The sequence below is a fragment of the Cytobacillus gottheilii genome, assembly GCF_018582665.1.
Lineage (GTDB): Bacteria > Bacillota > Bacilli > Bacillales > Cytobacillaceae > Cytobacillus > Cytobacillus gottheilii.
In genome coordinates this window covers 1,679,480-1,704,789 of the sequence record NZ_CP071709.1, presented here as the reverse complement: position 1 = coordinate 1,704,789, position 25,310 = coordinate 1,679,480, and the positions used below count along the sequence as shown (strand labels likewise).

The following is a 25,310-nucleotide window of genomic DNA, read 5'->3' as shown; positions in this document are numbered from 1 at the left end:
AATACATTATGTCATAATAAAATCACAATGAATTGATATTTAATTCAATCTCATAGTATCAGCTATATAACAAAGTATTTCCAAGACGTTCAATTTTAACTAAAAGATATCCTTTAGGTCAAATGAATAGGCAGGTGCTATTTTATCATGTTATCAGCACATCTGGCAGAAAAAATTATAACTGAAGTAAAAAAACTGCTATCCGAAGATATTATTATTGTGAGCAAGAGCGGCACGATCATGGCAAGCACCGATAAAAGAAGAATAGGAAATTACCATGAAGGTGCACTGCTGGCAGCAAAAGATGGAGAATCCCGCATCATTACAAAAGAGGACGAAAAGCACCTCGCTGGTGTTAAAGCAGGAATTAACCTGCCTGTGTTTTTAAATAATGAAGTCATCGGTGTCATCGGAATTACGGGTTCTCCCTCTGATGTTTCTCCATTTGGTGTCATCATTCAAAAAATGACTGAGCTGCTCATTCGGGAAAATCATTATTCCGAACTATTCCAATGGGAAACGCGTGCGCTCGAAGGATTTGTGTTTGAATGGCTGCAGCAAAGAACCATGGATGCATCCTTCTTAGAGCGGGCACGTTTATTAGAAATTAATCTTGAAAGCAAAAGACAAATCATCCTGCTCCAGTGGCCTCAGCATATGGAGCCTCTGTTACGAAATAAATGGGTGCAGCTGCTCGAATGGCCGGAAAAGAAAAGCAATGACCTGTTTGTGCGCTGGGGAAATGAACGGATGATTTTATTGCTTGAGGTTACCGAAACCATTCAATCAAGAGAAAAAATTAAAAGATTTATCCAATTTAGCAATAGCATAATCCCTGGACTTCATGCCGGTGTGGGAAGGGCTGTTGATGGCATCCATGTAACTCAATCGCTGCAGCAGGCAGAGCGGGCATTAAAATCAATTGTAGATGATCAATATTTCTGTTTTGATGAAGATTTAATTCTCGAACTGATTCTTGACGAATTATCTGCTGAAACAAAGAAAGATTATCTTGAGAAGACCCTTTCCCCAATCCTAGAAGAAGAGGACTTGTTGATCACAATGGAAGAACTATTTCGGCAAAATCACTCTCTGAAAAAAACAGCGGAAGCCCTCCATATTCATATAAATACCCTTCATTACAGAATAAATAAAATAAAAACTTTAACTGGATTAAGCTTAAATCAAATCTATGATGCGTCAGCACTTTATTTAGCTTTTTTAATATTGGAGAAATCTACAAAAAGTTGAGCAAATAACCTATAAATTTCATTTGTTTATACATAGCAGGTTAGCACCTGCTTTTTTTATACTTAAATAAGGTAGAAGTTACAAAGGAGAGGGTAATATGATCCAGCCGGAAGTAAAACAGAGGCTTATTCAGATAGTCGGCAGTGAAAATTTCGAAGATTCAAAAACAGAAAGACTTGTTTATTCATATGATGCAACTCCTAATTTTCAAGCAATGCCAGACGCAGTGGTGAAACCAAGGAACACAGGAGAAGTTTCTGAAATCATGAAAATCTGCAACGAATATGCAATTCCCATCGTACCAAGAGGTTCGGGTACTAACTTATGTGCCGGTACATGTCCACAAGAAGGCGGTATTGTTCTTCTCTTTACACATATGCGCGAGATTCTGGAAATCGATGAAGATAATTTAACAATGACCGTTCAGCCTGGGGTGATTACACAAGATCTTATTCAAAAAGCAGAAGAAAAGGGATTCTTTTATCCTCCAGATCCAAGTTCAATGAAGATCTCAACGATTGGCGGCAATATAAATGAAAACTCCGGCGGCCTTCGCGGCTTAAAATACGGTGTTACGCGAGACTATGTTCTTGGACTTGAGGCTGTTTTGGCAAATGGCGATATTATCCGTACGGGAGGCAAATTGGCAAAAGACGTGGCAGGCTATGACCTTACACGATTGCTTGTTGGCTCGGAAGGAACTTTAGCGATTATCACTGAAGCAACCTTAAAGCTCATTCCTATGCCGGAAACGAAGAAAACCATTTTGGCTCTTTATCATGATATGGAAGCAGCAGCGCGATCGGTTTCGAAAATCATTTCCGCAAAGATTATCCCTGCCACATTGGAATTCTTGGATCGTCCAACATTAAAAGTTGTTGAGGATTTTGCACAAATCGGCCTGCCGACAGATGTTGAAGCAGTTCTCCTTATTGAACAGGATGGATCAAAGGAAGTTGTTGAAAGAGATATTTTAAATATAGCGAAGATTTGTGAAGATGAAATGGCCATTTCTGTTCAAGTAGCACAAACAGAAGCTGAAGCTGAAGCACTTCGCACCGCACGCAGAGCAGCCTTATCAGCACTTGCTCGATTAAGCCCGACAACAATTTTGGAGGATGCAACTGTTCCAAGATCTGAAATTGCCAATATGGTAAAAGCCATTAACGAAATTGCCCTAAAGCATAATGTAACGATATGTACATTTGGACATGCAGGAGACGGAAATCTGCATCCTACCTGTACAACAGATGCGCGTAATAAAGATGAAATGGAAAGAGTTGAAAAAGCATTTGAAGATATATTCATAAAAGCGATCGAATTAGGCGGTACCATCACAGGCGAGCATGGTGTCGGTATTATGAAAGCGCCTTATTTGGAGTTAAAGCTAAAACCTGAAGGAATAGCTGCCATGCAGGCAATAAAAGCCGGCCTAGATCCAAATAACATTTTAAACCCTGGAAAAATGTTTGCCAAAGATAACCGTAAAAGAGTGGTGGTAGCAAGATGACTACAACAAAAGAACAGCAGGAGATTCAAAAGCACTTTAAGGAACGAATGAATGAGGATGAATTATTAAACTGTATGAGATGCGGATTCTGCCTGCCTTCCTGCCCAACTTATATTGAATCAGGGTATAAGGAATCACATTCTCCAAGAGGCCGGATTGCCTTAATGAAAGCAGTTGTGGATGGAATCATCGAACCGGATGAAGATGTGGAACGAACACTTGATTTATGCCTTGGCTGCCGTGCATGCGAGCCGGTTTGTCCATCTGGGGTTAATTACGGGCATTTGCTCGAGGAAGCACGGGATATCATCAATCAGAATAAAAGACATTCTCTTCCCGTCCGAGCACTGAGAAAAACTGTCTTTGAAGGCTTATTTCCACATCAAAATCGTATGAGAATGGCTGTAGGTTTACTTGGTTTTTACCAGCGTACCGGACTGCAGGCCCTCACGCAAAAAACCGGACTCATGAACCTATTTCCAGCCCATCTGGCGACAATGGAAAAGGTTCTGCCAAAAGCGCCAAGTCTAAAAGAAATGAAATCTCGTCCAACAGAGCTGAAGGCCACTACTGAAGTGAAAAAGAGAGTAGCTTTTTTCTCAGGCTGTTTAATGGATACGATGTTTCTTGACACAAACAATGCTACCTTAAAGCTTTTGCAAATGGCTGGCTGTGAAATTGCTATTCCAGAGGAACAAGCATGCTGCGGGGCACTGCATGGACATAGCGGAGAAAAGGACACAGCAAAGAAAATGGCCAAAAGAAATATCGAAGCTTTTGAGGACTTGGGAGCAGACTATATCATTACGAATGCAGGCGGCTGTGGTGCATTTTTAATTGATTATGACCACTTGCTTAAGGATGATGACCAATGGCGCGAACGAGCACGTCAATTTACAGCAAAAATTAAAGATGTAACCGAAATACTTGTTGAAATGGATTTTCACGTTCAAATACCTTTGTCTATGCAAAATGTAACAGTAACTTATCAGGATTCATGTCATTTGCGCAATGTGATGAAGACATCTTCTGCACCAAGATTATTGCTTCAATCAATAACAGGTGCTCATTATCAGGAAATGCAGAAGGCTGACAGCTGCTGCGGTTCTGCAGGGATCTATAATATTATTGAATCCGAAATGTCCATGAAGATTCTTGACAGTAAAATGGAGCATACGAAGAATACAAATGCAGCTATCGTTGTGACAGCTAATCCCGGCTGTCTGCTGCAAATGAAACTTGGCATTGAAAAAGAAGGATTATCAGATCGTATGAAAGCCGTTCATATAGCAGATTTATTATATGAAGCAGCAACCTCACAAATTTCTTAAAAGAATGCGAAAATTTTACCACTCATGAAAAAGCGATGTTTATAGAAACTAACTATTACAGAGAGAAATCATCCCTCTGTTGAAATATATAAAATCGACCTTTAGGAGTGGATATGAATGGCTAGAAGCAGCAATAAATTATTAGTACCAGGAATCGATCAGTATTTAGATCAAGTGAAATATGAGATTGCACAAGAATTTGGTGTTCAGCTTGGTTCTGATACGGTTGCCCGTTCTAACGGATCTGTTGGCGGCGAAATTACGAAAAGGCTTGTAAAGCAAGCTCAATCTCAATTATCTGGTAAATAAAATAAATATGGAAATAGTCCGGTTCCCTTACAGAACCGGACTTTTACATGTGATTTGTTATAATTTTATTGCACATGCAAAGTTTTCTTAGTTTCCTGCTCATCTTGAGCGGAGCTTTTATATAACCCTACAGTTAGACCGTTTTCCTTAGCGAGTTTACGTTCACTTAATGTTCCATAGATGACTTCCATATCAACCTCTGCTGCTTCTGCAATTTCCGATTTCACAGCCAATAATTCGCTTTGCAGCTGATCATATGATTCATTATCACTTTCACCATTTTTAACCGCTGCTATAACAAGGGGCTCATTGGTTTCAAGGTATCCTTGTTCATTCATCTCTACAATCACCATTGCTGCAACATTTTTTATATGAGTGTTTTTCCACTCTTTAAGGTTGTCCATTACTGCTGCTCCAGCCTGGTTAAAAGGTACGATATCAATAACGTTATTCTCGCTGTTTAATTTCATTTCAAGGCTTGATTCAGTGTCAATTGAAACATATGAATATGTTTTTGTATCATGAATAAAAGGAATGGCGATCGAAGTTATGATGGCAATAAGCAGGGTTGCGATCAGGACTGCTCCTCTATTGAGTGCAGTGAAATAAGAGCTCAAGCTGAACCTCCCTTTTCGCAATGTTTCTGGTGAGGTAAATTCAATTTCTTCTCCAATTAAATAAGATTGACCTTTATTGGAAGTTTTAACAAAGTCTCCATCGGGTGTTAAAAGTGTGATGGAGTCTAAATCTATGTCTATAATGACCCCTTTTTTCATGTCTCAAGCACCCCCTTAATATAATCTCTTAAGTAAATATAATCGCCAAGAAAAATCAGACTGACAGCAATTATATATTTTCGGTTGCGCTCAATTGTTTTTCTGCTAACGTCCAGCTTTTTTTCAAGGTCTTTAATGGGCAGTTTTTTCTTCTGAACCAGTGCTTCGCTCATTTTTTCATCAGCAGCAATAAGTTGTGCTGCATGTATAGCATTTCTGCGGGCATCTGAATGTTTAGGTGAAAGATCTGCAAGCTCAGAAAACAAAATTCCAAACTCCTCTAAAACCTTTTTATAATGGAGAATTTCCTCTCTTCTAGCTTCCGTATCGGATTGCTGCTTAAACTTTCCCAATGAATAATGATCCTGACTGAATGGAGAATCACCATCTTCAACCGAACTATATGAAGTATCTGTATATTTTGCCTGCTGTCTTATGTAGTCAATCACTCTTCTTTTTATCAATATTTCAGAAAAAGATAAGAGCGACCTCCCCTTCTTTTCGCTAAACTGGTTTATGGCTTCATTGAAAGCGATCAGGCCAATACTAAATTCATCATCTGATTCATGGATATATCTTTTGCAAACAGAAGAAACCGTCTTGGCAATGAAAGGCTTAAAAGCCTGTATCAGCTCATTTTGAAGTTCAGCATCTCCTTGTTGTATTTGTCGGACTGTATCCTCTAACGACTGTTTACTTTTTTTCCAGGACAAGAGACTTAGCATTGGTCTCACCTCATTCCAAGCAATATTATATCATATGGATTTGCTTTTGGATGACATGATGGAAACTGACAAAACTGAAGTTCCTATCCTTAAACAACTATATTATTTCGTTCCGAACTTTAAGACTTTGGGGGTACTTTTGAAAAAAGTTGGCTTGGACCGATAAAAGATTATCCCGCAATACGCAGTTTTTTCTATTTCTTGTCCGGTCATTCTAAAAGCAGCAAAAAACCCGAACCTTAAGGCAGATAATAAAATACAAATATCTGCTAATTGTTCAGGTTAACGTCTGCTGAAATACTATTATCTCAGCTCGTATCTACATTATGTTTTCGTTCTTTCAAGATCTAATCTATGACGTATATTTTTATGAACATATTTGAATGCATAATGAATTTATACAGCCTTTTTCATTCTCGCCTTCCGAATACTTAATATAATCCAACGAATAATAAGCCCAGTAATCACGCCAGGAATCACCCCCATCATTGGTAAAAAAACCGGACCAAAAAAAATGCCAAATAATCTTACTTCTGTTGAATACATGAGTCCCACTGTGACAAAATAGGCAGAAAAAACAAATGGCAGAAAAGATAGCTCCTCATTCTCTGGCATCGCAATTTTATATGCATCCCACATAGCAAACATATACAAACAAGGGTAAAACATGAGCCACTGGAAATCCATTACTTCCACTGCCTTATCCATCTCTCCCAAGAAGCTATACATTATGCCTGCATTAAAATTACTATAAACATTTATTAGAAATTCAAGTACAACAAATAATGTACCTTTCCATAAATGCTTTGCTAATAATTGGCTAAAGCCTGGTAAGGCGATGCTCCACAAAACAGCTTCAAGTTTTCCCATTTTTTTCATTCATTATCACCAGCTACGTTTGTATACTGTTATGTTGCTCCGGAATAGGCTTAATTATCATGAAGATTCCAGTTAATTTCCTAAAATAATAAAATTTTAAAGGTATATTCTAAGATTGAGCTTTCTTAAATTAAAAAACTCCTTTCAAGCTAAGTGTTTAGAAACACTAACTTGAAAAGAGTTTAGTTTAAGGTATTTTACATCTTGTTCTAAATAATCCTATCAAAGATTATCATTGTTTTTCTTATTATCATCGGTATCTTTTACAATCTTCAGCAGTTCTTCCAGCATGTTTTCCATATCTTTTTTTGAATAGCTTTTATCGTCTTTTACAGGCAGTTCTTCTTCTGCCGGCTGCTTTTCTTCCAGTGGCACTACTGCCCTTTCTTCCAATAGATAAGCTGGAATCAGCTGTCCATCTGGTGTTGCATACACTTTGTTTAATCTTCTTGTCTCCTTGTCAAATAAGCTATATATAATTGGGATAACAAATAATGTTAAGAATGTGGAGCTAATTAAGCCGCCAATAACCGTAATTCCCATCGGCTGGTTAATTTCCGCTCCCTCACCTAGCCCTAGTGCAAGAGGCACTAACCCTAAAATAGTGGTTAGGGCTGTCATTAAAATCGGGCGAGCACGATCCTTTACAGATGTAATAATGGCATCATAAGTCTTCATACCTGCTTCTTTTCTCTGATTAATGTAATCGACAATCACGATGGCATTATTAACTACGATTCCGGCAAGCACAATTAATCCAATAATAGCCGTTAAGCTTACAGGTGTCCGAGTTATGGTTAATGCAATGGCCACACCAATTACCATTAAAGGCACAGTAAATAAAATAACAAAAGGATATTTCAATGATTCAAACTGAGCTGACATCACCAGATAAATAAAGATGATCGCCAATACAAAAGCAAGAATCATATCATCAATGGAAGACTCAAGCAGTTCTCGATCTCCGCTAAAGACAATTTGTGTCTCTTCAGTCAAATCAAGAGCTTCAATCTCTTCATCCACAAGGTTTGAAAATGCGCCCATATTTGTATCTGCATTATATTGAACATTAAAGCCAATCGCATCCTGCTGATTAATTCTTCTTATATTAACAGGGCCTTCTCCTTGTGTAATTTCTGTTACATCGCTGAGCGGTATATATGTGTCATCCGGTTTCTTGATCAGCAATGATTTCAAGTTATCGAGATTTTGTGTCACTTCTCTATCATATTCAACATAAACACCATAGATATCAGAGTTTTCGGTTACCATCTGTGTGGCCATATTGCCGCGTGTAACATCATTTACAGCCATCGCTATTTGTGCTGGTGCCAGCCCTTGCTGAAGAGCTCTTTCTTTATCAACCGTAATTTGAATTTCTTCAACCGTATCCAAGACATCGGTAGAAATTTCAGTTACATCATCAAGATCAGACAAGGCATTATAAATTTGCTCTGTAGCTTCATCTAGGCGAGCTGAGTCTGTATCACGCACATTAAAGGATAATGTGTTCGGAGCTGAACCTGTTGATGATTGCAGACTAAATGAAAGTTCGGCACTCTCATTTGCATTTTGAGCAGCACTTTCTAAACTGCTTTTCACATCGTCAGCAAATTCAAAGGTTGAACGATCTCTTTCCTCCAAATCTTTCATTTTAATATATACTTCTGCGATATTTGGGCTGCCTGATCCTCTAAAAGACCCTTCCTGGGTTGTTCCAATTAATGAAACATACGTATCTACATCTGTCTCGCCTTCAAGCTCAGCCTCTAATGCTGTAATGACCTTTTCTGTTTCAGACAAGGCTGTACCATTCTCCAATTCAACTCGAATGGAGAAAAAGCCTTCATCTGTATTGGGCAAAAACTGAGTGCCAACTGTAGAAATGCCGTATCCTCCTGCAGCTAAAAGCACTAAAGAACTGATTAAAACAAGGGCACGATTTTTTAAGGACCATTTTACTGAACCTTCAAGCCATTTTAACAGTGCAGATTCTTGTCTTTTCGCTTCAACATTTTCTTTTGGCGCTTTCAAAAGGCGGCTTGCAAGCATTGGTACAACGGTTAATGCAACAATTAACGAAGCAAATAAACTGAATGAAATGGTTAACGCAAATTCAGTGAATAGTTCGCCAATAATCCCTGTAATAAAAGCAACTGGCAGGAATACAGCAACAGTTGTTAACGTAGATGCAGTAATCGCTGTTCCAACTTCCTTTGCTCCGTCTCTTGCTGCTGTCTTAGGATCTTTCCCCATCGAAAGGTGGCGGTAAATATTTTCAATAACGACAATTGAATTATCGACCAGCATCCCAATTCCGAGAGCAAGTCCTCCTAAAGTCATAATATTCAAGGTGAAATCTGAAAAATACATCAGCACAAAAGTAAAGATGACTGAGTAAGGAATCGCAATTCCAATGATAAGCGGACTTTTTACACTTCGTAAAAAGAAAAACAGCACTATCATTGCAAGTATTCCCCCAATGACAAGGGAGCTGGATATATTGCTGATCGCCAGCTGAATATAATCACCCTGATCAAACAAAATATCTGCTTCGATATGGTCAAATTGCTCCTTTTGCAGCTGTTCATCTAATGCTTCTGTAAATGCATCAGATACTTGAGCTGTATTGGCATCCGATTGCTGAAGAACACTAAGCAATACAGACGGTGCCTCATTGGTTCTTGTGATGGTCCGATCATCCTGATTTACGAGTTCTACTTCACTAATATCAGCCAGAGTTATCTCGTTTCCTGATCCATCTGCTGTAACCGTTAAATCCTCCAGCATCTCAATTGAATTAACAGTACTAATAATTCTCGTTGTTAATTCTTTTCCATTTGTTAAGATGGTATCTCCAGGAAGCGAGATATCATTTGCCTGAATTACATCCACAACATCAGCCTGACTTAACTTATATTCTTCAAGTTTTTCCTGATCAAGCTGCACCCGAACTTCCTTAATTGCTGTACCGGATGTGTTTACACTGGCAACACCATCTACTTTTGCCAGTTCTAGATTTAATTGATCAGCAAGTTCTCTTAAAGTTTCTTCATCTTCATTTGCACTTAAAGATAGTTGAATAATGGGAAATTGAGAAGGATCAAACTTTAAAAAACGCGGCCGTTCCGCATCTTCTGGCATTTCGGTCTGATCTAATCTTTGAATGACTTCTGTTTGAATCTCATCAATGTCTGTTGTCCAGGAAAATTCCAGCAAAGTCATGTTGGCGCTTTCCTGTGATGTGGTTGTCATTGTTTTTAAGCCTGGCAGCGTGCTCAAGCTTTCCTCTAATGGCTTTGTCACTTTGTCTGCTACCTCTTCAGGACTTGCTCCTGCATAGGTGGTTACAACAACACCAACGGGCGGATTAATATCCGGAATTAATTTAAGCGGTATATTAAGAAGTGAAACTCCTCCTAATACAAGCACTAATATCATTGTTACGATCGTAAATATAGGTCTCTTTATGGAAAACTGACTTATTTGCACCAAATGTCCCCTCTCAAGTATGTATCATAGTCTACCTTTACTATATAAAAAGCTAGACTATAGATGCAAGGAACAGGCAATTAACAATTGTAGCGATTTTATGACAAATATAAAACTTGGTTGATTGGAAAATCCTGCAAGGACGCAGACAGAGGCTTAGTTATTTTATAAAAAAGAGACTGAGAGCTTCTTATGAGCTCACAGCCTCTATTCTTAGTGAAACGATTTTCCCTTTAACTGTTCTTTTTAATCGTAAGTCCCGTGATTCCATAAAGGATCGTGAGCACTGGAGATAACAAGCAAAAGAACGCAAATGGCAGATATTCCATTGTTGACACATCTAAAACACCTGTTAGGAACACTCCGCATACACTCCATGGAACTAACGGATTAATAACCGTCCCTGCATCCTCCAATACACGCGATAAATTTTTGAGGTGCAGGCCAGCTTTCGTAAATGCGTTTTGAAACGCACTGCCTGTTAGCAAAATGGACAGATACTGTTCACCTATTGTTATATTAATTCCAATGGCTGTACAAGCTGCCGCAGTAATAAGAACAGGAACCTTTTTCAAATGATTTTGAATGCCTTTTAATAAGGCTGGAAGGATCCCAAGCTTAATAAATAGACCTCCTAACCCCAGAGCAAGCAATACAAGAGAGATAGAGAAAAACATGCTCTCCATACCTCCTCTGTTCAAAAGTGAATCAACTTGTTCTACCCCCGTATCAGATTGGAATCCTGCAAACAGAATCGTCATTAAGGCAGAAAAAGAAAAATCATTTTGAACGAAAAAGGCCAAGGCTGCCGCTGAAATCACTCCAGCTGAAAGAGTTAAAATAGAAGGCACCTTTTTGATTGCCAGTAAGGCTAAAATCGCAAAGGGAATGAGAGAATACCATTTAATAAAGCCTAAATCCTTTAACGTCTCTTTGAATAAACTTATGGTCTGAAAATCCGCAGAGGCTTCCTGTGGTGAAAGAAATGCAAAAAAGATAAAGGACAATGCAAAAGCAGGAATTGTTGTCCATGCCATGTTCTTAATGTGTTCAAATAAATCCACTTTTACAATCATAGATGCCAAATTCGTTGTATCAGACAGCGGGGACATTTTATCGCCAAAAAAGGCACCAGAAATAACTGCCCCTGCAGTTATAGCGTCTGATAATCCTAAAGCACTGCTGATGCTCATAAACGCTACGCCCAAAGTCGCTGCTGTCGTAAGCGAGCTGCCAATGCTTAAACCAATTAGACTTGTAACAATAAAAACAATTGCATAATAGAATTGGCCATTTACGGTCTCTAAAGCCAAATAAATAAAAGTAGGGATCGTTCCGCTTGCCATCCAGCTGCTAATTAGCATGCCAATGAAAAAGAAGATAAAGATGGCGCCAATTCCAGATTTTGCTCCTTCAAATATTCCTTCTTCAATATTTGAAACTGACACCCTTTTGCATAAACCATATAGAATCAATGTAATGATGGCGAAGATAATGGGAATATGAGGAGTTACCTCTAATCCGATAATCGAATAACTAACTCCTCCTATCACCAAAATGGTGATGATGATTGCTTCCCAGACTGATATCTCTTGTGCTGACTTAACATGCTGCATAAAAATCCCTCCACAATACATTCAAGCATTTCCTTTAAGTGTCCTATAAAACGACTAGAGATAGATGCACTTGTACTTTCTTATAAATTAGCTGCTGTGTCGTATCATCAATAATGCTTCTAATTTATACTTTCCGAAAGTGCAAGCAAAAAAAGCCGAGCTTTTTCCCCTGTAAAAATAGGGACGAAATAGCTCCGCGTTACCACCCTAATTGATAAATATGGATTTCCAGATGGAAACCATTATTTTATCCACTTCATTCGTTAATGTCATTTTTTCACAGTTGTACTTGGAAATAAAGGCTGCCTGAATTTTCACCGTCTATTCAGTCTCTGGCTGCTGCACACCCATAATTCTACTCTTTGCTGCTGACATAGCTTATTCACTTTTTCACTTAAACGCTTTTAGGTATTAAAGTATTATTTAATAATTAAACTATATCTGCTCCCTTTGAATGTGTCAAGAATTTTTTAAGGAATACAAATTTGCATAAAAAAACCGAAAGAGGCTGGGAAAAACGAAATTAATCTTTCTAAAAAACGAACATTCAATATCTTGGTTTAGGTATTTAAACAAGTCCGTTCCATTGCGCTGCGGACCCTCGCTTTCCGTGGGGAGGAAGCTCCTGCGGGGTCTCACCTTTTCCTCTATTGCCCACAGGAGTCGAGTGTCCTCCGCTCCATTTCACTCAGGCTAATAAAATACATTTTATAATCGTAAAAAACCGAATGATTAGAAAGATGACTTCCTAACCATTCGGTTCTATGAGAGTGTTAAATACTTATGTCCCAGACTCATATATAGTTTGGTTCAAAGCTCATGTCCAAACTCTTTATTTTACGACTGAGTGTCCATTGGATTATATAATGCTACATCTGGATTTTTTTCCTGGAACCAGCGTAGTGCGAAATCATTTTCAAATAAAAATACGTACTTGTCATATCGATCTTTTACAAGTAAACTGCGTGAACTGGAGAGGTTTTCATTTATTTCTTCTTTTTCAACCCAGCGCGTGATTTTAGAACCTAAACGTTCCATAAACACTTCAGTATTGTATTCATTTTTCATGCGATGTTCGAATACTTCAAATTGCAGCTGTCCTACAGCACCCAGCAGGTATTCATCTGTTTTAACCGTTTTAAATAGCTGAATGGCCCCTTCTTGGACAAGCTGTCCAATGCCTTTATGAAAATGCTTTTGCTTCATCACGTTTTTTGCTGTTACACGCATGAATAACTCAGGCGTGAATTGCGGCAATCGTTCATATTGGAAATTATTTTTTCCTACTGTCAAGGTATCACCAATTTGATAGGTGCCTGGATCATAGATCCCTATAATATCTCCACTTACAGCTTCATCTACCGTGCTGCGATCATCTGCCATAAATTGAGTCGATTGAGCTAACTTGATCTGTTTGCTGAGACGTGGAACATTTACATTCATGCCTCTTTCAAACTTACCAGAACAAATGCGCAGAAAAGCAATCCGGTCACGGTGAGCAGGATTCATATTGGCTTGAATTTTAAAGATAAATCCTGAGAAATCCTCTGACAATGGATCAATTTCTCCCTCAGTTGAATTACGCGGCTGCGGAGATGGAGCAAATTGCAGATAAGACTCTAAGAAGGTTTGCACGCCGAAATTTGTCAGTGCAGACCCAAAAAATACAGGCGTTAATTCCCCGTCTCGGATGCGCTCTCTAGAAAATTCATTGCCTGCTTCGTTTAACAGCATAATTTCTTCTAAAGTCTGTTCATATAAGCCAGATTCCTTTAAATTGTGGGCTCCCGCTATCTCTCCTTCATCATTCAGAGAAATAAAGCGCTCATCCTCTTCCACACGGAACTGTTCAATCCGATTATTGAAACGATCATAAATGCCTAGGAATTCTTTTCCCATTCCAATCGGCCAGTTCATTGGATATGATTCAATTCCCATTACTTCTTCAAGCTCTGCAAGAAGTTCCAATGGTGTTTTTCCTTGGCGGTCAAGTTTGTTAATAAATGTAAAAATAGGAATACCTCTCATACGGCAAACCTTAAATAACTTTAGTGTTTGAGCTTCTATCCCTTTTGCAGAATCAATGATCATGACTGCACTATCAACAGCCGTTAATGTTCTATATGTGTCTTCACTGAAATCCTGGTGACCAGGTGTATCCAAAATGTTTACGCGGGCTCCATTATAATCAAACTGCATGACACTTGACGTAACAGAAATTCCACGCTGCTTCTCAATTTCCATCCAGTCACTGGTTGCGTATTTACCAGTTTTCTTTCCCTTTACAGTTCCAGCATCTCTAATCGCTCCGCCAAATAACAGAAGCTTTTCCGTTAATGTTGTTTTGCCTGCATCCGGGTGGGATATTATAGCAAATGTTCTTCTTGATAAAACTTGATCTTTTAAATTTTTAGACATGTATCTTCCTCACAACTTTCATTTGTCATACCCTCAATTGTATCGTCCGCCGCAAGAGTTTGCAATCCTCTTTTCTTGTCAGTGTTTTTCTTGATATTCATATGCTTATCCTTTAATTCAAAGGGTATAATTCTACAAGTTTGTTTCTTCGGTCACTGGTATCTCTATTTTAAACATATTCACATGTTGTCAGTCCGTTTGTACATAATACAAATATTGCAGCTTTGAATACTTTATTGAGGTGATATTATGAATTTCATTTGGGGCCTTTTCGGAATCATTGTTGTCCTTGGCATCGGCTTCCTTTTATCAAATAACCGAAGCTCCATCAAGCTCAGAACTATTTTATCCGGGTTAGCGATTCAAATTCTCTTTGGCTTTCTTGTTCTAAAATGGGAAACAGGAAGAAGTGTATTAAACTGGTTAACAATGCGGGTAAATGATATTATCAGCTATGCAAATGAAGGAATTAACTTCTTATTTGGCGGCATTTTCACGGAACAGTCTGGCATTACTTCCGTTTTTGCTTTTCAAGTATTACCGGTTGTTATTTTCTTTTCGTCTTTAATTTCTGTACTCTACTATCTAAAAATTATGCAATTTTTTATTAAGATTCTGGGTGGAGGTCTTTCTTGGCTCTTAGGAACTCGCAAAGCAGAATCTCTTTCCGCTGCAGCAAATATTTTTGTGGGACAAACGGAGGCACCCCTTGTTGTCAAACCGTATATTGCCCGCATGTCTCAATCTGAGCTGTTCGCAGTGATGACTGGCGGACTTGCATCCGTTGCCGGCTCGGTTCTGATTGGATATTCATTGCTTGGCGTTCCATTAGAATATTTAATAGCTGCCAGCTTTATGGCTGCCCCTGCCGGCCTTGTAATGGCCAAGCTAATCTTGCCAGAAACAGAGGGCATAGAAGAACCGAAGGAATTTGAGATGGAAGATGACAAAGATGCAGCCAATGTCATTGATGCTGCCGCAAAAGGAGCAAGTGTCGGCCTTAATCTTGCTCTTAATATCGGGGCAATGCTTCTTGCATTTATCGCCATTGTTGCTCTGCTGAATGGTCTTTTAAGCGGAATCGGCAGTCTATTTGGATATGGAGATATTTCAATTGAGATGATTCTAGGCTATGTCTTCTCACCGCTTGCATTCGCAATCGGAGTACCATGGGACGAAGCTGTTACAGCCGGGAATTTCATTGGCCAAAAGCTTGTTCTAAATGAATTCGTTGCATATTCAGCTTTTGCACCTGAAATCGATCAGCTGACAGACAAAACCGTTGCCATTATTAGCTTTGCTTTGTGCGGATTTGCCAATATTTCCTCTCTCGGCATCCTTTTAGGCGGACTTGGAAATCTGGCACCTAATCGCCGTGCAGACATTGCAAAGCTTGGCATAAAAGCTGTTATTGCCGGTGCACTTGCTTCCTTACTTAGCGCAGCAATTGCTGGAATGTTATTTTAAGCAGTCTTTTAATTCAGCCTGAAGAATCATATATAAAAATAAAAAAGGTAATTGCTTCTGAATTTGCAATTACCTTTTTTGTATTTATTTTTTTAAATAATAAACAATCGATTCGTACGGCCGAAGCTTTATCTCAGCAGACGGCTCTGGAGAGTGCTCATAATTTGAGAGCAGTATTTCAGCCTTATAGCCATCAATATTTATTTCATCCGGAAGCTTAAATGATGCCGAATCAGCATAAAAGTTGTTGACTACAAGCAGTTTTTCATTCTTGCCATTGCGAATATAAGCAAATATACGCTCATCATTTTCAGCCAGCAGCTGGTAGTAACCTGTTGTAATAATGTCATACTGTTTACGAAGGCTGATTAGCTTTTTGTAATGATAAAAAATGGAATCTTCATCTTTTAATGCATTTTCTGCATTAATATTTTCGTAATTTCCCGCCACATTAATCCATGGAGTGCCGCTTGTAAAACCTGCATGAGGCTGACTATTCCACTGCACTGGTGTACGAGAATTATCCCGTGATTTGCTCTTGAGGATCTCAATGATTTCTGCTTCACTTTTCCCTTGCTGCTGCATGAGTTTATACATGTTAAGAGATTCAACATCTCGATACTCATCAATTGATTCAAAGCCTGGATTTGTCATCCCAAACTCTTCTCCCTGATAAATATATGGCGTTCCTTGCATCATATGAATGGTTGTCGCAAGCATTTTAGCTGATTCAAGGTGATACTCCTTGTCATTACCATAGCGTGAAACGACACGGGGCTGATCATGGTTGCACCAGAAAAGAGCATTCCATCCGCCGCCTTTATGCATACCTGTTTGCCATTCAGATAAAATTTGCTTTAGTTTAATAAAATCAAAATCCGCTAGAGCCCATTTCTCGCCATTAGGGTAATCTACTTTTAAATGATGAAAATTAAATGTCATGCTTAGTTCCGTCTGGTTTGGGTTTGAATACTGAATACAATGTTCAATACTAGTAGATGACATTTCTCCCACTGTTAAGGAGTCATATTTTGAAAAAACGTTTTGATTCATTTCCTGCATGTATTCATGAACTCTTGGCCCATCTGTATAGAACTTACGGCCGTCACCTGGCGGAATGGACCCATCATCATCGGCAAAGCTCTGATCCTTTGAAATAAGGTTGATCACATCCAATCGAAAGCCATCAACACCTTTCTCAAACCAGAAGTGCATCATATCATATAGCTTTTGCCGCAGTTCTTCGTTTTCCCAATTTAAATCTGCCTGTGTAACATCAAATAGATGCAAATAATATTGGCCCGTATGTTCATCAAGATTCCAGGCAGAACCTCCAAACTTAGACTGCCAATTATTTGGCTCTCCTCCATCCTCCTTTGGCTCTTTCCAGATATAATAATCTCTGTAAGGATTATGGCGAGATTTTCTCGCTTCCTGGAACCAGTCATGCTCCGTCGATGTATGATTGACAACAATATCCATAATTACTTTAATGCCGCGTGCATGAGCTTCCTTCAAGAGACTTTCAAAATCATTCATTGTCCCATATTCAGCTTGAATACGGAAATAATCGCTAATATCATACCCGTTATCTCGCTGAGGAGAAGCATAGATGGGTGTAAGCCATAAACAATCAATACCAAGCTCCTTTAAGTAATCGAGCTTATCAATAATTCCAGGCAAATCTCCTACTCCATTTCCAGTCGTATCATTAAAACTTTTCGGATAAATTTGATATACTACAGCTTTTTTCCACCATGGTTCATTCACTATTCATCACACCTGTTGTTAGTTTTATTGTTTCACCAAGATATTTTTCTGGTAAAGAATGATTCTGTAATGTTTTTAAACAAGCCTAAAACTCAAACTTGTATATACATGTTTCTGTTTTCGCTTTCATTTTAACTTGTATAAACATCTCAGTCAAATCATTTGTTACAGCTGATTCAAATCTCTGATTCTTTTTTATAAAAAAAGGGTTTTCTACTTTTTCCTGAGCTGTGGTGAACAGCCTCTAAGGCGGTCTGCCTCCAGCAAGGCAGCAGCTTTCGTCTGTCATCAAATATCTATTCTGCTCTGCTTTTGCCATCTCCAGGCATATCGCTAAAATGCTGCTTAGCACTATTAAAAAGAAGCGCCTTTAAAAAAGGAGCTTACTTTTAATAGCAGCCTATTCATTTTTTATCCATCTAATAGTCCTTTCAAAACGTCCAAAGCAAAAAAGCTCAAAATAATTTTGAGCTTCCAGCATTATATTGTGAATTGTAGTATTTTACTGGTTAATCGTTTTGACAACGGCCATTTCTTTACCAAAGCGATCTCCGTAATCGATAAACCCCAAGCTCTCGTATAAACCATGTGCCCCTAAATTTTCGGGATGATAGCCTACAACGAGCTTCTTTGCGTTTGGCAGATTGGACATTTTTGAAATCATTATTGAAGAAGCATCCTTACCAATGCCCTTACCCTGAAATCTATGATCAATCATTATTCTGTAAATCCAGTAACCATCAAGTTCTTCCGGTTCCGTATTATACATTAAAAAACCTGCAACTTGATCACCATAATATATAACAAACGGTCTTAATGACGGTTCAAATTTAGACTGCAGAATCGATATTGCATTGTTTTCTATAAATTTCTCTTGATTCTCTGTTATCTGCAATGAACAGCACTCATACCAGTTTTCTGCTGTTAATTCAGCCAATCTTACTATTTTGTCAATACTCAAAATTTATCCCCTTTCTAATATGGGGAACTGCTAATTGTTAATTAGACGTTACCCCGTTAGTGCATGCTGTATAAGTCATTAATTTATTTTTCATAATGAACGCCTCCTTGAACAATTGCTTTTTTTTTAATACTCCTCTATCCTATCACAGTTCCTTATAAAAATTACACAGATTATATGCACTCAAGCTCATTTCAGCATGACAAGATCTGTACAATGTAAAAGGACTTACATTTCGGGAAATGAAAAGGCTCAAATCACGAATGATCTGAGCCTGTATATCTGTGCTTATATTAATTTAAATTCTCTAAACTAAACTTAATCTTTACTTAAAGAATTCTTTGGTTTGTCTTTAGGTTCATCTTCATCACGCGTTAAATCTCTTGCAGAGTTTTTAAACTCTTTTAGAGTTTGTCCAAAAGCACGGCCAATTTCCGGCAATTTTTTAGGACCAAAGATAATAAGTGCTAATACTAATATAAGAATTAAACCTGGAATACCTATATTTGATAACATAACAACAACTCCTTTACTTGCATCATAGACGAAGATAAACAGAAATTCAAGTAACCCAGTAATACTCCAGTCTCAAAAACACCTTTGTCAATGGCAGGCAAACTCCTGAAGCTTCTTTTGATTCCAGATCCCCTTAAAAATAAAAAAGCAACATAGCTTCTGCCATGTTACTTAGCAAAACGGTGTTTTCCAATTTCACCTGTAACGGTTTGAGCTCTTAACCAGGTGCTATTCGTCAAATCCGGATTAAAGAAATAAACAGCTTCATTATTTCCTTGTCCCTCTAAAGCTATTGCCTCATTTACTGCCTTTTTTGCCTCTTTATCAGCTGGTTTATTGATACTTCCATTGTCGACAGGCTGAAACTGTCTCTTTTCATAAATCACTTGCTTAACGCTATCAGGAAAACGCTCATCTTCTACTCGATTTAAAACAACTTGAGCCACTGCAACCTTTCCTTTATAAGGTTCACCTTTTGCTTCAGCATGAACAAGCCTGGCAAGCAAGTCTTTCTCTTTCTTGGATATTGTATTAGGAATAATTAATTTATCTTCAGAATGAATAGCTTCTGCTGACAAATGATTAACTTCTTTTAATTCCAGCTCTGATACGGAGAATTTCAGTGCCACATCATATAATGTTTCCTGATCCTTAACATTGTAAATCGTAACAGAATCCAGCGTTTCAGCATTTATTTTCTTTGGTTCAGTAAATGTATATTGGAATGAGACCATGACAATAGCGGCAATCATGCTTAGAACAAATTTTTTCATTCGTTCTCCTCCATTCATTATAGTCTCGGAACAACAGAAACTACTGTAACACATTGTTCAAGAACGGGACAAACTTAATCTTTTCCATGGTTAATCTGGTAAAATCTTGTTCCGTCATTCTTCTTGCTAAAACATTAAAAGCTTTTTACTAGAAATTTCTTATTTTTTTGCTATAATGAAGACGTAATGTGGAACGCTAACCATTTTTAAACAAATACTTTACAAGTATGTAAAGACTGAGACTTTTGAATATAATTTCATATCGTTTTATGTAGGGGAACCGCTCTGCGGTTGAGATTTCATTATATAATGATAACCCTTTGAACCTGATCTGGCTGATACCAGCGTAGGGAACATAATGTAAAGCAATATTATGCTTATTTATTATGTCCCCTGGCTGCAGCAGCCAGGGGTTTTATGTTTATAAGGGAATTGTTCCATACTACTCATATGACATTAACTGAGATCTTCACGGAATGATCTTCACAATGAGGAGGATATTATGAAAAAATGGATGTTAACTGCATCGTTATTAATGGTTTTAACGGCTTGCGGAAATAACGAAGATACGGAAAACAACAGCACCAATGAGGCGGAAGAACTTGAAGAAGTGACGGTTGTTTTGGATTGGACTCCAAATACAAATCATACTGGACTTTATGCAGCCGTTGAAAATGGCTATTTTGAAGAAGCAGGACTTGATGTCGACATTATTTTGCCTGGTGATGCTGGTGCAGATCAATTGATTGCTTCGGGCAAAGCAGATTTTGGAGTCAGTTACCAGGAAAGTATTACACAAGCAAGAGTTCAGGGTGTACCGCTTGTTTCGATTGCAGCTGTCATTCAGCATAATACGTCAGGCTTTGCTTCTCCTGTAGAAAAAAATATTGAAACTCCTAAAGATTTTGCAGGAAAAACATACGGAGGCTTTGGATCTCCAGTTGAAGAGCAAATCCTTGAATCTCTAATGAGATCTGAGAATGCAAGTGCCGATGATGTTACGATCTTAAATATTGGCAGTGCAGATTTCTTTACTTCAGTTGAAAGAGATGTTGATTTTTCTTGGATCTTTTACGGCTGGACTGGGATTGAAGCAGAATTACGCGGTATAGATTTAAATATGATCTACCCTACCGATTATTCGGAAAATCTTGATTATTATACACCTGTTCTTGCTACTAACGAGGATATGATCAGCTCTAATCCTGAAATGATTGAAGCATTTTTAGAAGGAGCTTCAAAAGGGTATGAATATGTAATTGAAAATCCAGCGGAAGCTGCTGACATTCTAATAGAAGCAGTTCCAGACCTGGATCCTGAACTGGTTAAGAAAAGTCAGGAATGGCTGGCACCGCGTTATCAAGATGATGCAGATCAATGGGGAGCACAAAAACTAGAAGTATGGGAAAACTACGGTAATTGGATGTTTGAAAATGGATTGCTCGATGGCGAACTGGATGCAGAAAAAGCATTTACGAACGAATACTTACCAAAATAGGGGGAGAAAATCTTGGCTAATTCTTTAGTAAGCATACAAATAATTCCAAAAACTAAAAATGGGGAAAATGTCATTCCGTACGTTGACGAGGCGATTGCCATTATTGATGCTTCTGGCATCAAATATGAGGTACACCCTCTTGAAACCACTATGGAAGGTGATCTGGATCAAATTTTTGCGGTTATTAAGAAAATGAACGAAAAAATGATTGAGATTGGCAGTTCCAATGTTATCTCTCAAATCAAAATACTATTCCAGCCAGATGGCATTACAATGGATACGTTAACGGAGAAATATAAAGGATGAATACTGCTTTAAAGAAAGGATGGAGACCAATACTTGTTCTCCTCCTTTTATTCTTATTATGGGAAGGGATTGTCAGGTTTATTGAAGCACCATCCTGGCTAGTCCCTGCACCAAGCCTGATTTTTCAGGAAGCATATAACGGCTGGTCTCAGTTTGCACCTCACCTGCTTTCGACGACCAGTTTATCACTATATGGCTTTGCGATTGGTGCAGCTGTTGGGCTTGCCGCTGCCTTTTGTCTGCACATGCTTCCTTTTGTTAGAGAATCAGTTTATCCGCTTCTCATTCTGTCGCAAAACGTGCCAGTTATAGTTCTTGCCCCGCTTTTGGTCATCTGGTTCGGTTTTGGAATTCTGCCGAAAGTCATTGTCATTACGCTTGTCTGCTTTTTTCCTATTACGGTTGCTGCACTCGATGGGTTTAAACAAACACCTGCAGACTTAAAGCATTATATGAAAATGGCTGGAGCAACTAAACAGCAGCTTTTTTGGAAGTTAGAACTGCCTGCCGCTTTACCGGGCATCTTTTCCGGAATTAAGATCTCGGCAACTTATAGTGTAATGGGTGCAGTGATTTCAGAATGGGTTGGTGCCAGAATGGGAGTTGGTGTTTACATGACATTAGCGTCTTCTTCCTTCCGCTCTGATCGAGTGTTTGTTGCCATCTTTGCCATTATGATCCTCAGTCTTTTATTCTTCTTACTCATTAAACTTGTTGAAAAGCTGATGGTTCGCTGGAAATGGAAGGAGGATAAAGCAAAATGACCGTACTATCTTTAACAAATCTATCAAAGCGTTTTGGTTCTAATCATGTTTTAGATGGACTGGAATTGCATATAAAAAAAAGTGAATTTGTCTCGATCCTAGGGCCTTCCGGCAGCGGAAAAAGCACGCTGTTTCATATGATTGGCGGATTGCTGACTCCTGATGAAGGAACAATTGCTTTAAACGAAGAAAAGATTAACGGAATAACGGGGAAAATCAGCTATATGCCACAATCTCCATCACTGCTGCCTTGGAGAAGCATTTTAGATAACACGCTCTTAGGTCAGGAGCTTCAAGGAAAAACAGATGAAAGCCGTGCAAAGGAAATGCTGAAAGTAGCTGGTCTCGGAGAGTATTTAAACGCATATCCTCATGAGTTATCGGGAGGAATGAAACAAAGAGCAGCTTTTATTCGTGCACTTTTAAGCCCGCAGGAATTAATGCTTTTAGATGAGCCTTTTTCTGCATTGGACGAGCTGACACGATCTGATATGCAGCAATGGCTTTTGCAAATATGGGAAAAGCATAAACCGACCATCCTTTTTGTTACCCATAATATTGAAGAAGCAATTCTTTTATCAGATCGAATTGTTATTTTATCTCACCGTCCTGCCAAAATAAAAGAAGAAGTGATTGTTCCTTTTTCCCGTCCTCGAAATGAACAATTGCCATTATCTGAAGAATTTATTCACTTTAGACAGAAGCTGCACAAATTATTACAAGAAGAAAATAAGCAATCCTAATAAAAACAGGAAATTTCACCCAGTATAAAATAAACACTTCTTCCTATTCCTTAATTTGGAAGGTAGATTTAATCTATTAGTATACCTATCAGATGGGAGGAATATAGATGAAAAAAAGATTACTATGTTTGCTTTTAATTCTATTCGCCTTCACACCAACGATACAAGCAGAGAATCTCACAAAGGACGCTGAAGGACCCGGCGTAATAAAGCCTGATGCAGAAAGAATGTGCTGGTACTGTACAGAATACGAGTACTTTGGCGGTAATGGAATTCCTTATGGAAAACGCTGTATTGATGGTTATTGGAGCCCCATCTGTCTGGAGTTTTAAACCTCTATACATAAACGCTTAGCCTTAATCTGCTAAGCGTTTTTCTGTGATCAAAAATGTCAGTCTTTATTAAGAGCATAAAATCAATTTTGATCAGCCATATAGAAATCAATCAGGAACAATCATTCTAACCATATTTATAAACGCTTTCCCTTCGTCCCCTTCCAGTCTATACACTTGCTCGCTCCCCAGTGTTTTAATAAAATATTGTTCTTTTTCCTCCCACAACTTTATTTTCAGCTGCTTATTTTCTGAAAACACAAGCATAATATCAAACTTTGCAGCCGATACAGGTACATACTCTTCCTCCTTAGCATGGTTGATCATTTCAGTCACAATCATAGAATAGGAAGGATCCTGTATAATGGATTGCCCCTTTGTATACGAATATTCAATGGCCGAAAACGCAGAGTCAGATAACGACGGCGAAACAACAATATATTCAATATTCTCAGCTTTTAATGTTCCGACAGCAACCTTATCTTCCAAAATATCATCGGCAAAAATCATAATATAACTGAACAGAAAACAAGCTGAAATGGCAAAAATAGCGGTTAAAAATCTTGGGACAATATGGCGTTTCTTTTTCCTGCTGTGCTCAATAGCATGAAAGATGCGGTGGCGGGTTTGCTGTTTTTGTCTATTTGATCTATAGATCTTATTTAATTCGTTAAAAGGTTCATCCATTTGAGAAGACTTCCTCATAACGCTCCCCCTTTTTCTCCAGCTCCTTTTTTAAAGATGCCAATGCCCGTGATGTTGTGATTTTTACTTTATTTTCACTCCAATTCAAAATGGATGCTGTATCTTTAATGGAAAACTCTTTGATTTTCCTCAGTATTAACACTTCCTGATAGCTAAGCTTCAGTTTTTTTATCGCTGTGTATAAGACTTCAATTTTTTCGCCTTTTAAAACGATCTCCTGAGGGGTTTCACCTTGAGACCCAAACTGAAAATGTTCAATTGGGATAAATAAAAATCGGTTTTTCTTTCTCAGGTAATCTATCGCAATATGACGTGAAATTTTAATCAGCCATGTGAAAATATGTGATTCTCCGTTAAATTGATGCATGTATTTGTACGCTCTGATAAAAGTATCTTGTGTGAGATCCTCCGCAGCTCCTTTTTCATGTACGAGAAGGAAAATATAGCTATAAATTTTATCACTGTATTCATCATAAATTTGTTCGAATGCTGAATCAGAAACTGAATTAACCAAATGGAAGCCTCCCCGTTTCTGTTATGGTTCCTGTAAAAATAAACATAATATTATGAATACTCAACAAGATACTACTACATTACCAATGATCGTTATGAAAATCCACCTATTTTTTACATTTTTCCATGCTATTGTATCTTTTTTCCTGCAATACCTTAGCCACTTAATACGTTTGCCTTGTTTTAATAGGATTCGTCAATAATAGTACGAACGAAGTGTAACCTTTTTATTTTCAATCTGGCAATAACTTATTCAGCAAAAATATCAGGAAGATCGGCTTAACTTTTCTTACTTTCTAAACACTAGTGCTGATCGACCTACCAACCTCTCTCCTGTTTCTTCCTTCCTGCCTGCTGTTTCATTTTTTATACCCTATTCTCCCTTTTTCTCATTTTTTCCATATTGTAGAAGCTTCCCAGATGATTTTTTGCTATTTCTGGGCATGAATGTCTATTAATTTGTAAAAAGGTTGTTTATTAAGTCCCGCTGCCAACACATACAGCTGTTCCCATTGTCTCATTTTGTATTTATCGTTTTATAATTCGATATATTCTGACAACTTATGCGGTTTTTTTTCGATAAAGTCTTTGTATCGGCAATTGCAGGTACAAGAAAGGGGTGAAATGAGTTTGCTGCCGTAAATAAGTATTTACA

At 38.2% G+C, this 25,310-nt stretch carries 22 protein-coding genes and 1 riboswitch; of the genes, 10 read left to right on the top strand and 12 right to left on the bottom strand.

Annotation, left to right across the window (positions count from 1 at the left end):
* Positions 1 to 147 precede the first annotated feature (147 nt).
* The 4 genes from J1899_RS08480 to J1899_RS08465 all read left to right on the top strand — a co-directional run bounded on the left by J1899_RS08480 (position 148) and on the right by J1899_RS08465 (position 4,401).
* Positions 148 to 1,251 (top strand): CdaR family transcriptional regulator, encoded by a 1,104-nt coding sequence (locus J1899_RS08480; RefSeq protein WP_214478410.1) that lies wholly within the window; start codon positions 148 to 150, stop codon positions 1,249 to 1,251.
* A gap of 97 nt (positions 1,252 to 1,348) precedes the next feature.
* Entirely contained in the window at positions 1,349 to 2,761 is a 1,413-nt protein-coding gene (gene glcD / locus J1899_RS08475; RefSeq protein ID WP_214478409.1) for a glycolate oxidase subunit GlcD, read from the top strand.
* A complete protein-coding gene (locus J1899_RS08470; RefSeq protein WP_214478408.1) occupies positions 2,758 to 4,092 on the top strand; it encodes a (Fe-S)-binding protein in 1,335 nt (444 codons plus the stop codon). The genes glcD and J1899_RS08470 overlap by 4 nt, the downstream gene beginning before the upstream one ends.
* Before the next feature lie 117 nt (positions 4,093 to 4,209).
* Complete coding sequence (locus J1899_RS08465) at positions 4,210 to 4,401, top strand: alpha/beta-type small acid-soluble spore protein (RefSeq protein ID WP_066447256.1); 192 nt, start codon at positions 4,210 to 4,212, stop codon at positions 4,399 to 4,401.
* Positions 4,402 to 4,466: 65 nt separating this feature from the next.
* Here J1899_RS08465 and J1899_RS08460 read toward each other — a convergent pair whose 3' ends face one another.
* From J1899_RS08460 to J1899_RS08435, 6 genes are all read right to left on the bottom strand, one after another.
* On the bottom strand, positions 4,467 to 5,177 hold the full coding sequence (locus J1899_RS08460; protein ID WP_214478407.1) for an anti-sigma factor domain-containing protein: 711 nt from the start codon (positions 5,175 to 5,177) through the stop codon (positions 4,467 to 4,469).
* Positions 5,174 to 5,911: an RNA polymerase sigma factor SigI gene (gene sigI, locus J1899_RS08455; protein ID WP_246586618.1), complete on the bottom strand. Its 738-nt coding sequence runs from the start codon at positions 5,909 to 5,911 to the stop codon at positions 5,174 to 5,176. The genes J1899_RS08460 and sigI overlap by 4 nt, the downstream gene beginning before the upstream one ends.
* A 387-nt stretch (positions 5,912 to 6,298) precedes the next feature.
* Entirely contained in the window at positions 6,299 to 6,781 is a 483-nt protein-coding gene (locus J1899_RS08450) for a hypothetical protein (RefSeq protein ID WP_214478405.1), read from the bottom strand.
* 222 nt (positions 6,782 to 7,003) lie between these two features.
* Positions 7,004 to 10,273 (bottom strand): efflux RND transporter permease subunit, encoded by a 3,270-nt coding sequence (locus J1899_RS08445; protein ID WP_214478404.1) that lies wholly within the window; start codon positions 10,271 to 10,273, stop codon positions 7,004 to 7,006.
* A gap of 233 nt (positions 10,274 to 10,506) precedes the next feature.
* Positions 10,507 to 11,889: a Na+/H+ antiporter NhaC gene (nhaC, locus tag J1899_RS08440; protein ID WP_066447270.1), complete on the bottom strand. Its 1,383-nt coding sequence runs from the start codon at positions 11,887 to 11,889 to the stop codon at positions 10,507 to 10,509.
* A gap of 837 nt (positions 11,890 to 12,726) precedes the next feature.
* Positions 12,727 to 14,307 (bottom strand): peptide chain release factor 3, encoded by a 1,581-nt coding sequence (locus J1899_RS08435; RefSeq protein WP_214478403.1) that lies wholly within the window; start codon positions 14,305 to 14,307, stop codon positions 12,727 to 12,729.
* Between the two features lie 249 nt (positions 14,308 to 14,556).
* Here J1899_RS08435 and J1899_RS08430 point away from each other — a divergent pair, with 249 nt between their 5' ends.
* Positions 14,557 to 15,774, top strand: coding sequence for a NupC/NupG family nucleoside CNT transporter (locus J1899_RS08430; protein ID WP_214478402.1), 1,218 nt, complete (start codon positions 14,557 to 14,559; stop codon positions 15,772 to 15,774).
* 84 nt (positions 15,775 to 15,858) lie between these two features.
* Here J1899_RS08430 and treC read toward each other — a convergent pair whose 3' ends face one another.
* The 4 genes from treC to J1899_RS08410 all read right to left on the bottom strand — a co-directional run bounded on the left by treC (position 15,859) and on the right by J1899_RS08410 (position 19,794).
* A complete protein-coding gene (gene treC / locus J1899_RS08425) occupies positions 15,859 to 17,544 on the bottom strand; it encodes an alpha,alpha-phosphotrehalase (protein ID WP_214478401.1) in 1,686 nt (561 codons plus the stop codon).
* 502 nt (positions 17,545 to 18,046) lie between these two features.
* Positions 18,047 to 18,505, bottom strand: coding sequence for a GNAT family N-acetyltransferase (locus J1899_RS08420; protein ID WP_080846886.1), 459 nt, complete (start codon positions 18,503 to 18,505; stop codon positions 18,047 to 18,049).
* A 318-nt stretch (positions 18,506 to 18,823) separates the two neighbouring features.
* The gene (locus tag J1899_RS08415; protein ID WP_214478400.1) at positions 18,824 to 19,021 is read right to left on the bottom strand and encodes a twin-arginine translocase TatA/TatE family subunit; all 198 of its coding nucleotides are present in this window, start codon (positions 19,019 to 19,021) and stop codon (positions 18,824 to 18,826) included.
* A gap of 167 nt (positions 19,022 to 19,188) precedes the next feature.
* Positions 19,189 to 19,794 (bottom strand): cell wall hydrolase, encoded by a 606-nt coding sequence (locus tag J1899_RS08410; RefSeq protein ID WP_214478399.1) that lies wholly within the window; start codon positions 19,792 to 19,794, stop codon positions 19,189 to 19,191.
* Positions 19,795 to 20,057: 263 nt separating this feature from the next.
* Positions 20,058 to 20,164, top strand: a riboswitch (TPP riboswitch).
* A 132-nt stretch (positions 20,165 to 20,296) separates the two neighbouring features.
* Between J1899_RS08410 and J1899_RS08405 the strand changes: the two genes are divergently transcribed.
* The 5 genes from J1899_RS08405 (at position 20,297) to J1899_RS08385 (ending at position 23,437) form a co-directional block, all read left to right on the top strand.
* Positions 20,297 to 21,292, top strand: a complete 996-nt coding sequence (locus tag J1899_RS08405) for an ABC transporter substrate-binding protein (RefSeq protein ID WP_214478398.1) — start codon at positions 20,297 to 20,299, stop codon at positions 21,290 to 21,292.
* Positions 21,293 to 21,304: 12 nt separating this feature from the next.
* Complete coding sequence (locus J1899_RS08400; protein ID WP_066447294.1) at positions 21,305 to 21,598, top strand: thiamine-binding protein; 294 nt, start codon at positions 21,305 to 21,307, stop codon at positions 21,596 to 21,598.
* On the top strand, positions 21,595 to 22,362 hold the full coding sequence (locus tag J1899_RS08395) for an ABC transporter permease (RefSeq protein ID WP_214478397.1): 768 nt from the start codon (positions 21,595 to 21,597) through the stop codon (positions 22,360 to 22,362). Before J1899_RS08400 ends, J1899_RS08395 begins: the two co-directional genes overlap by 4 nt.
* Complete coding sequence (locus J1899_RS08390) at positions 22,359 to 23,105, top strand: ABC transporter ATP-binding protein (RefSeq protein WP_066447300.1); 747 nt, start codon at positions 22,359 to 22,361, stop codon at positions 23,103 to 23,105. The genes J1899_RS08395 and J1899_RS08390 overlap by 4 nt, the downstream gene beginning before the upstream one ends.
* 107 nt (positions 23,106 to 23,212) lie before the next feature.
* Entirely contained in the window at positions 23,213 to 23,437 is a 225-nt protein-coding gene (locus J1899_RS08385; RefSeq protein ID WP_214478396.1) for a hypothetical protein, read from the top strand.
* Between the two features lie 108 nt (positions 23,438 to 23,545).
* On the opposite strand, the gene J1899_RS08380 is transcribed toward J1899_RS08385, so the two are convergent.
* Positions 23,546 to 24,142, bottom strand: a complete 597-nt coding sequence (locus J1899_RS08380; protein WP_214478395.1) for a hypothetical protein — start codon at positions 24,140 to 24,142, stop codon at positions 23,546 to 23,548.
* Positions 24,117 to 24,656 carry an RNA polymerase sigma factor gene (locus J1899_RS08375; RefSeq protein WP_066447308.1) on the bottom strand — a complete coding sequence of 180 codons (540 nt, stop codon included), beginning with the start codon at positions 24,654 to 24,656 and terminating at the stop codon, positions 24,117 to 24,119. Before J1899_RS08375 ends, J1899_RS08380 begins: the two co-directional genes overlap by 26 nt.
* Positions 24,657 to 25,310: the final 654 nt, after the last annotated feature.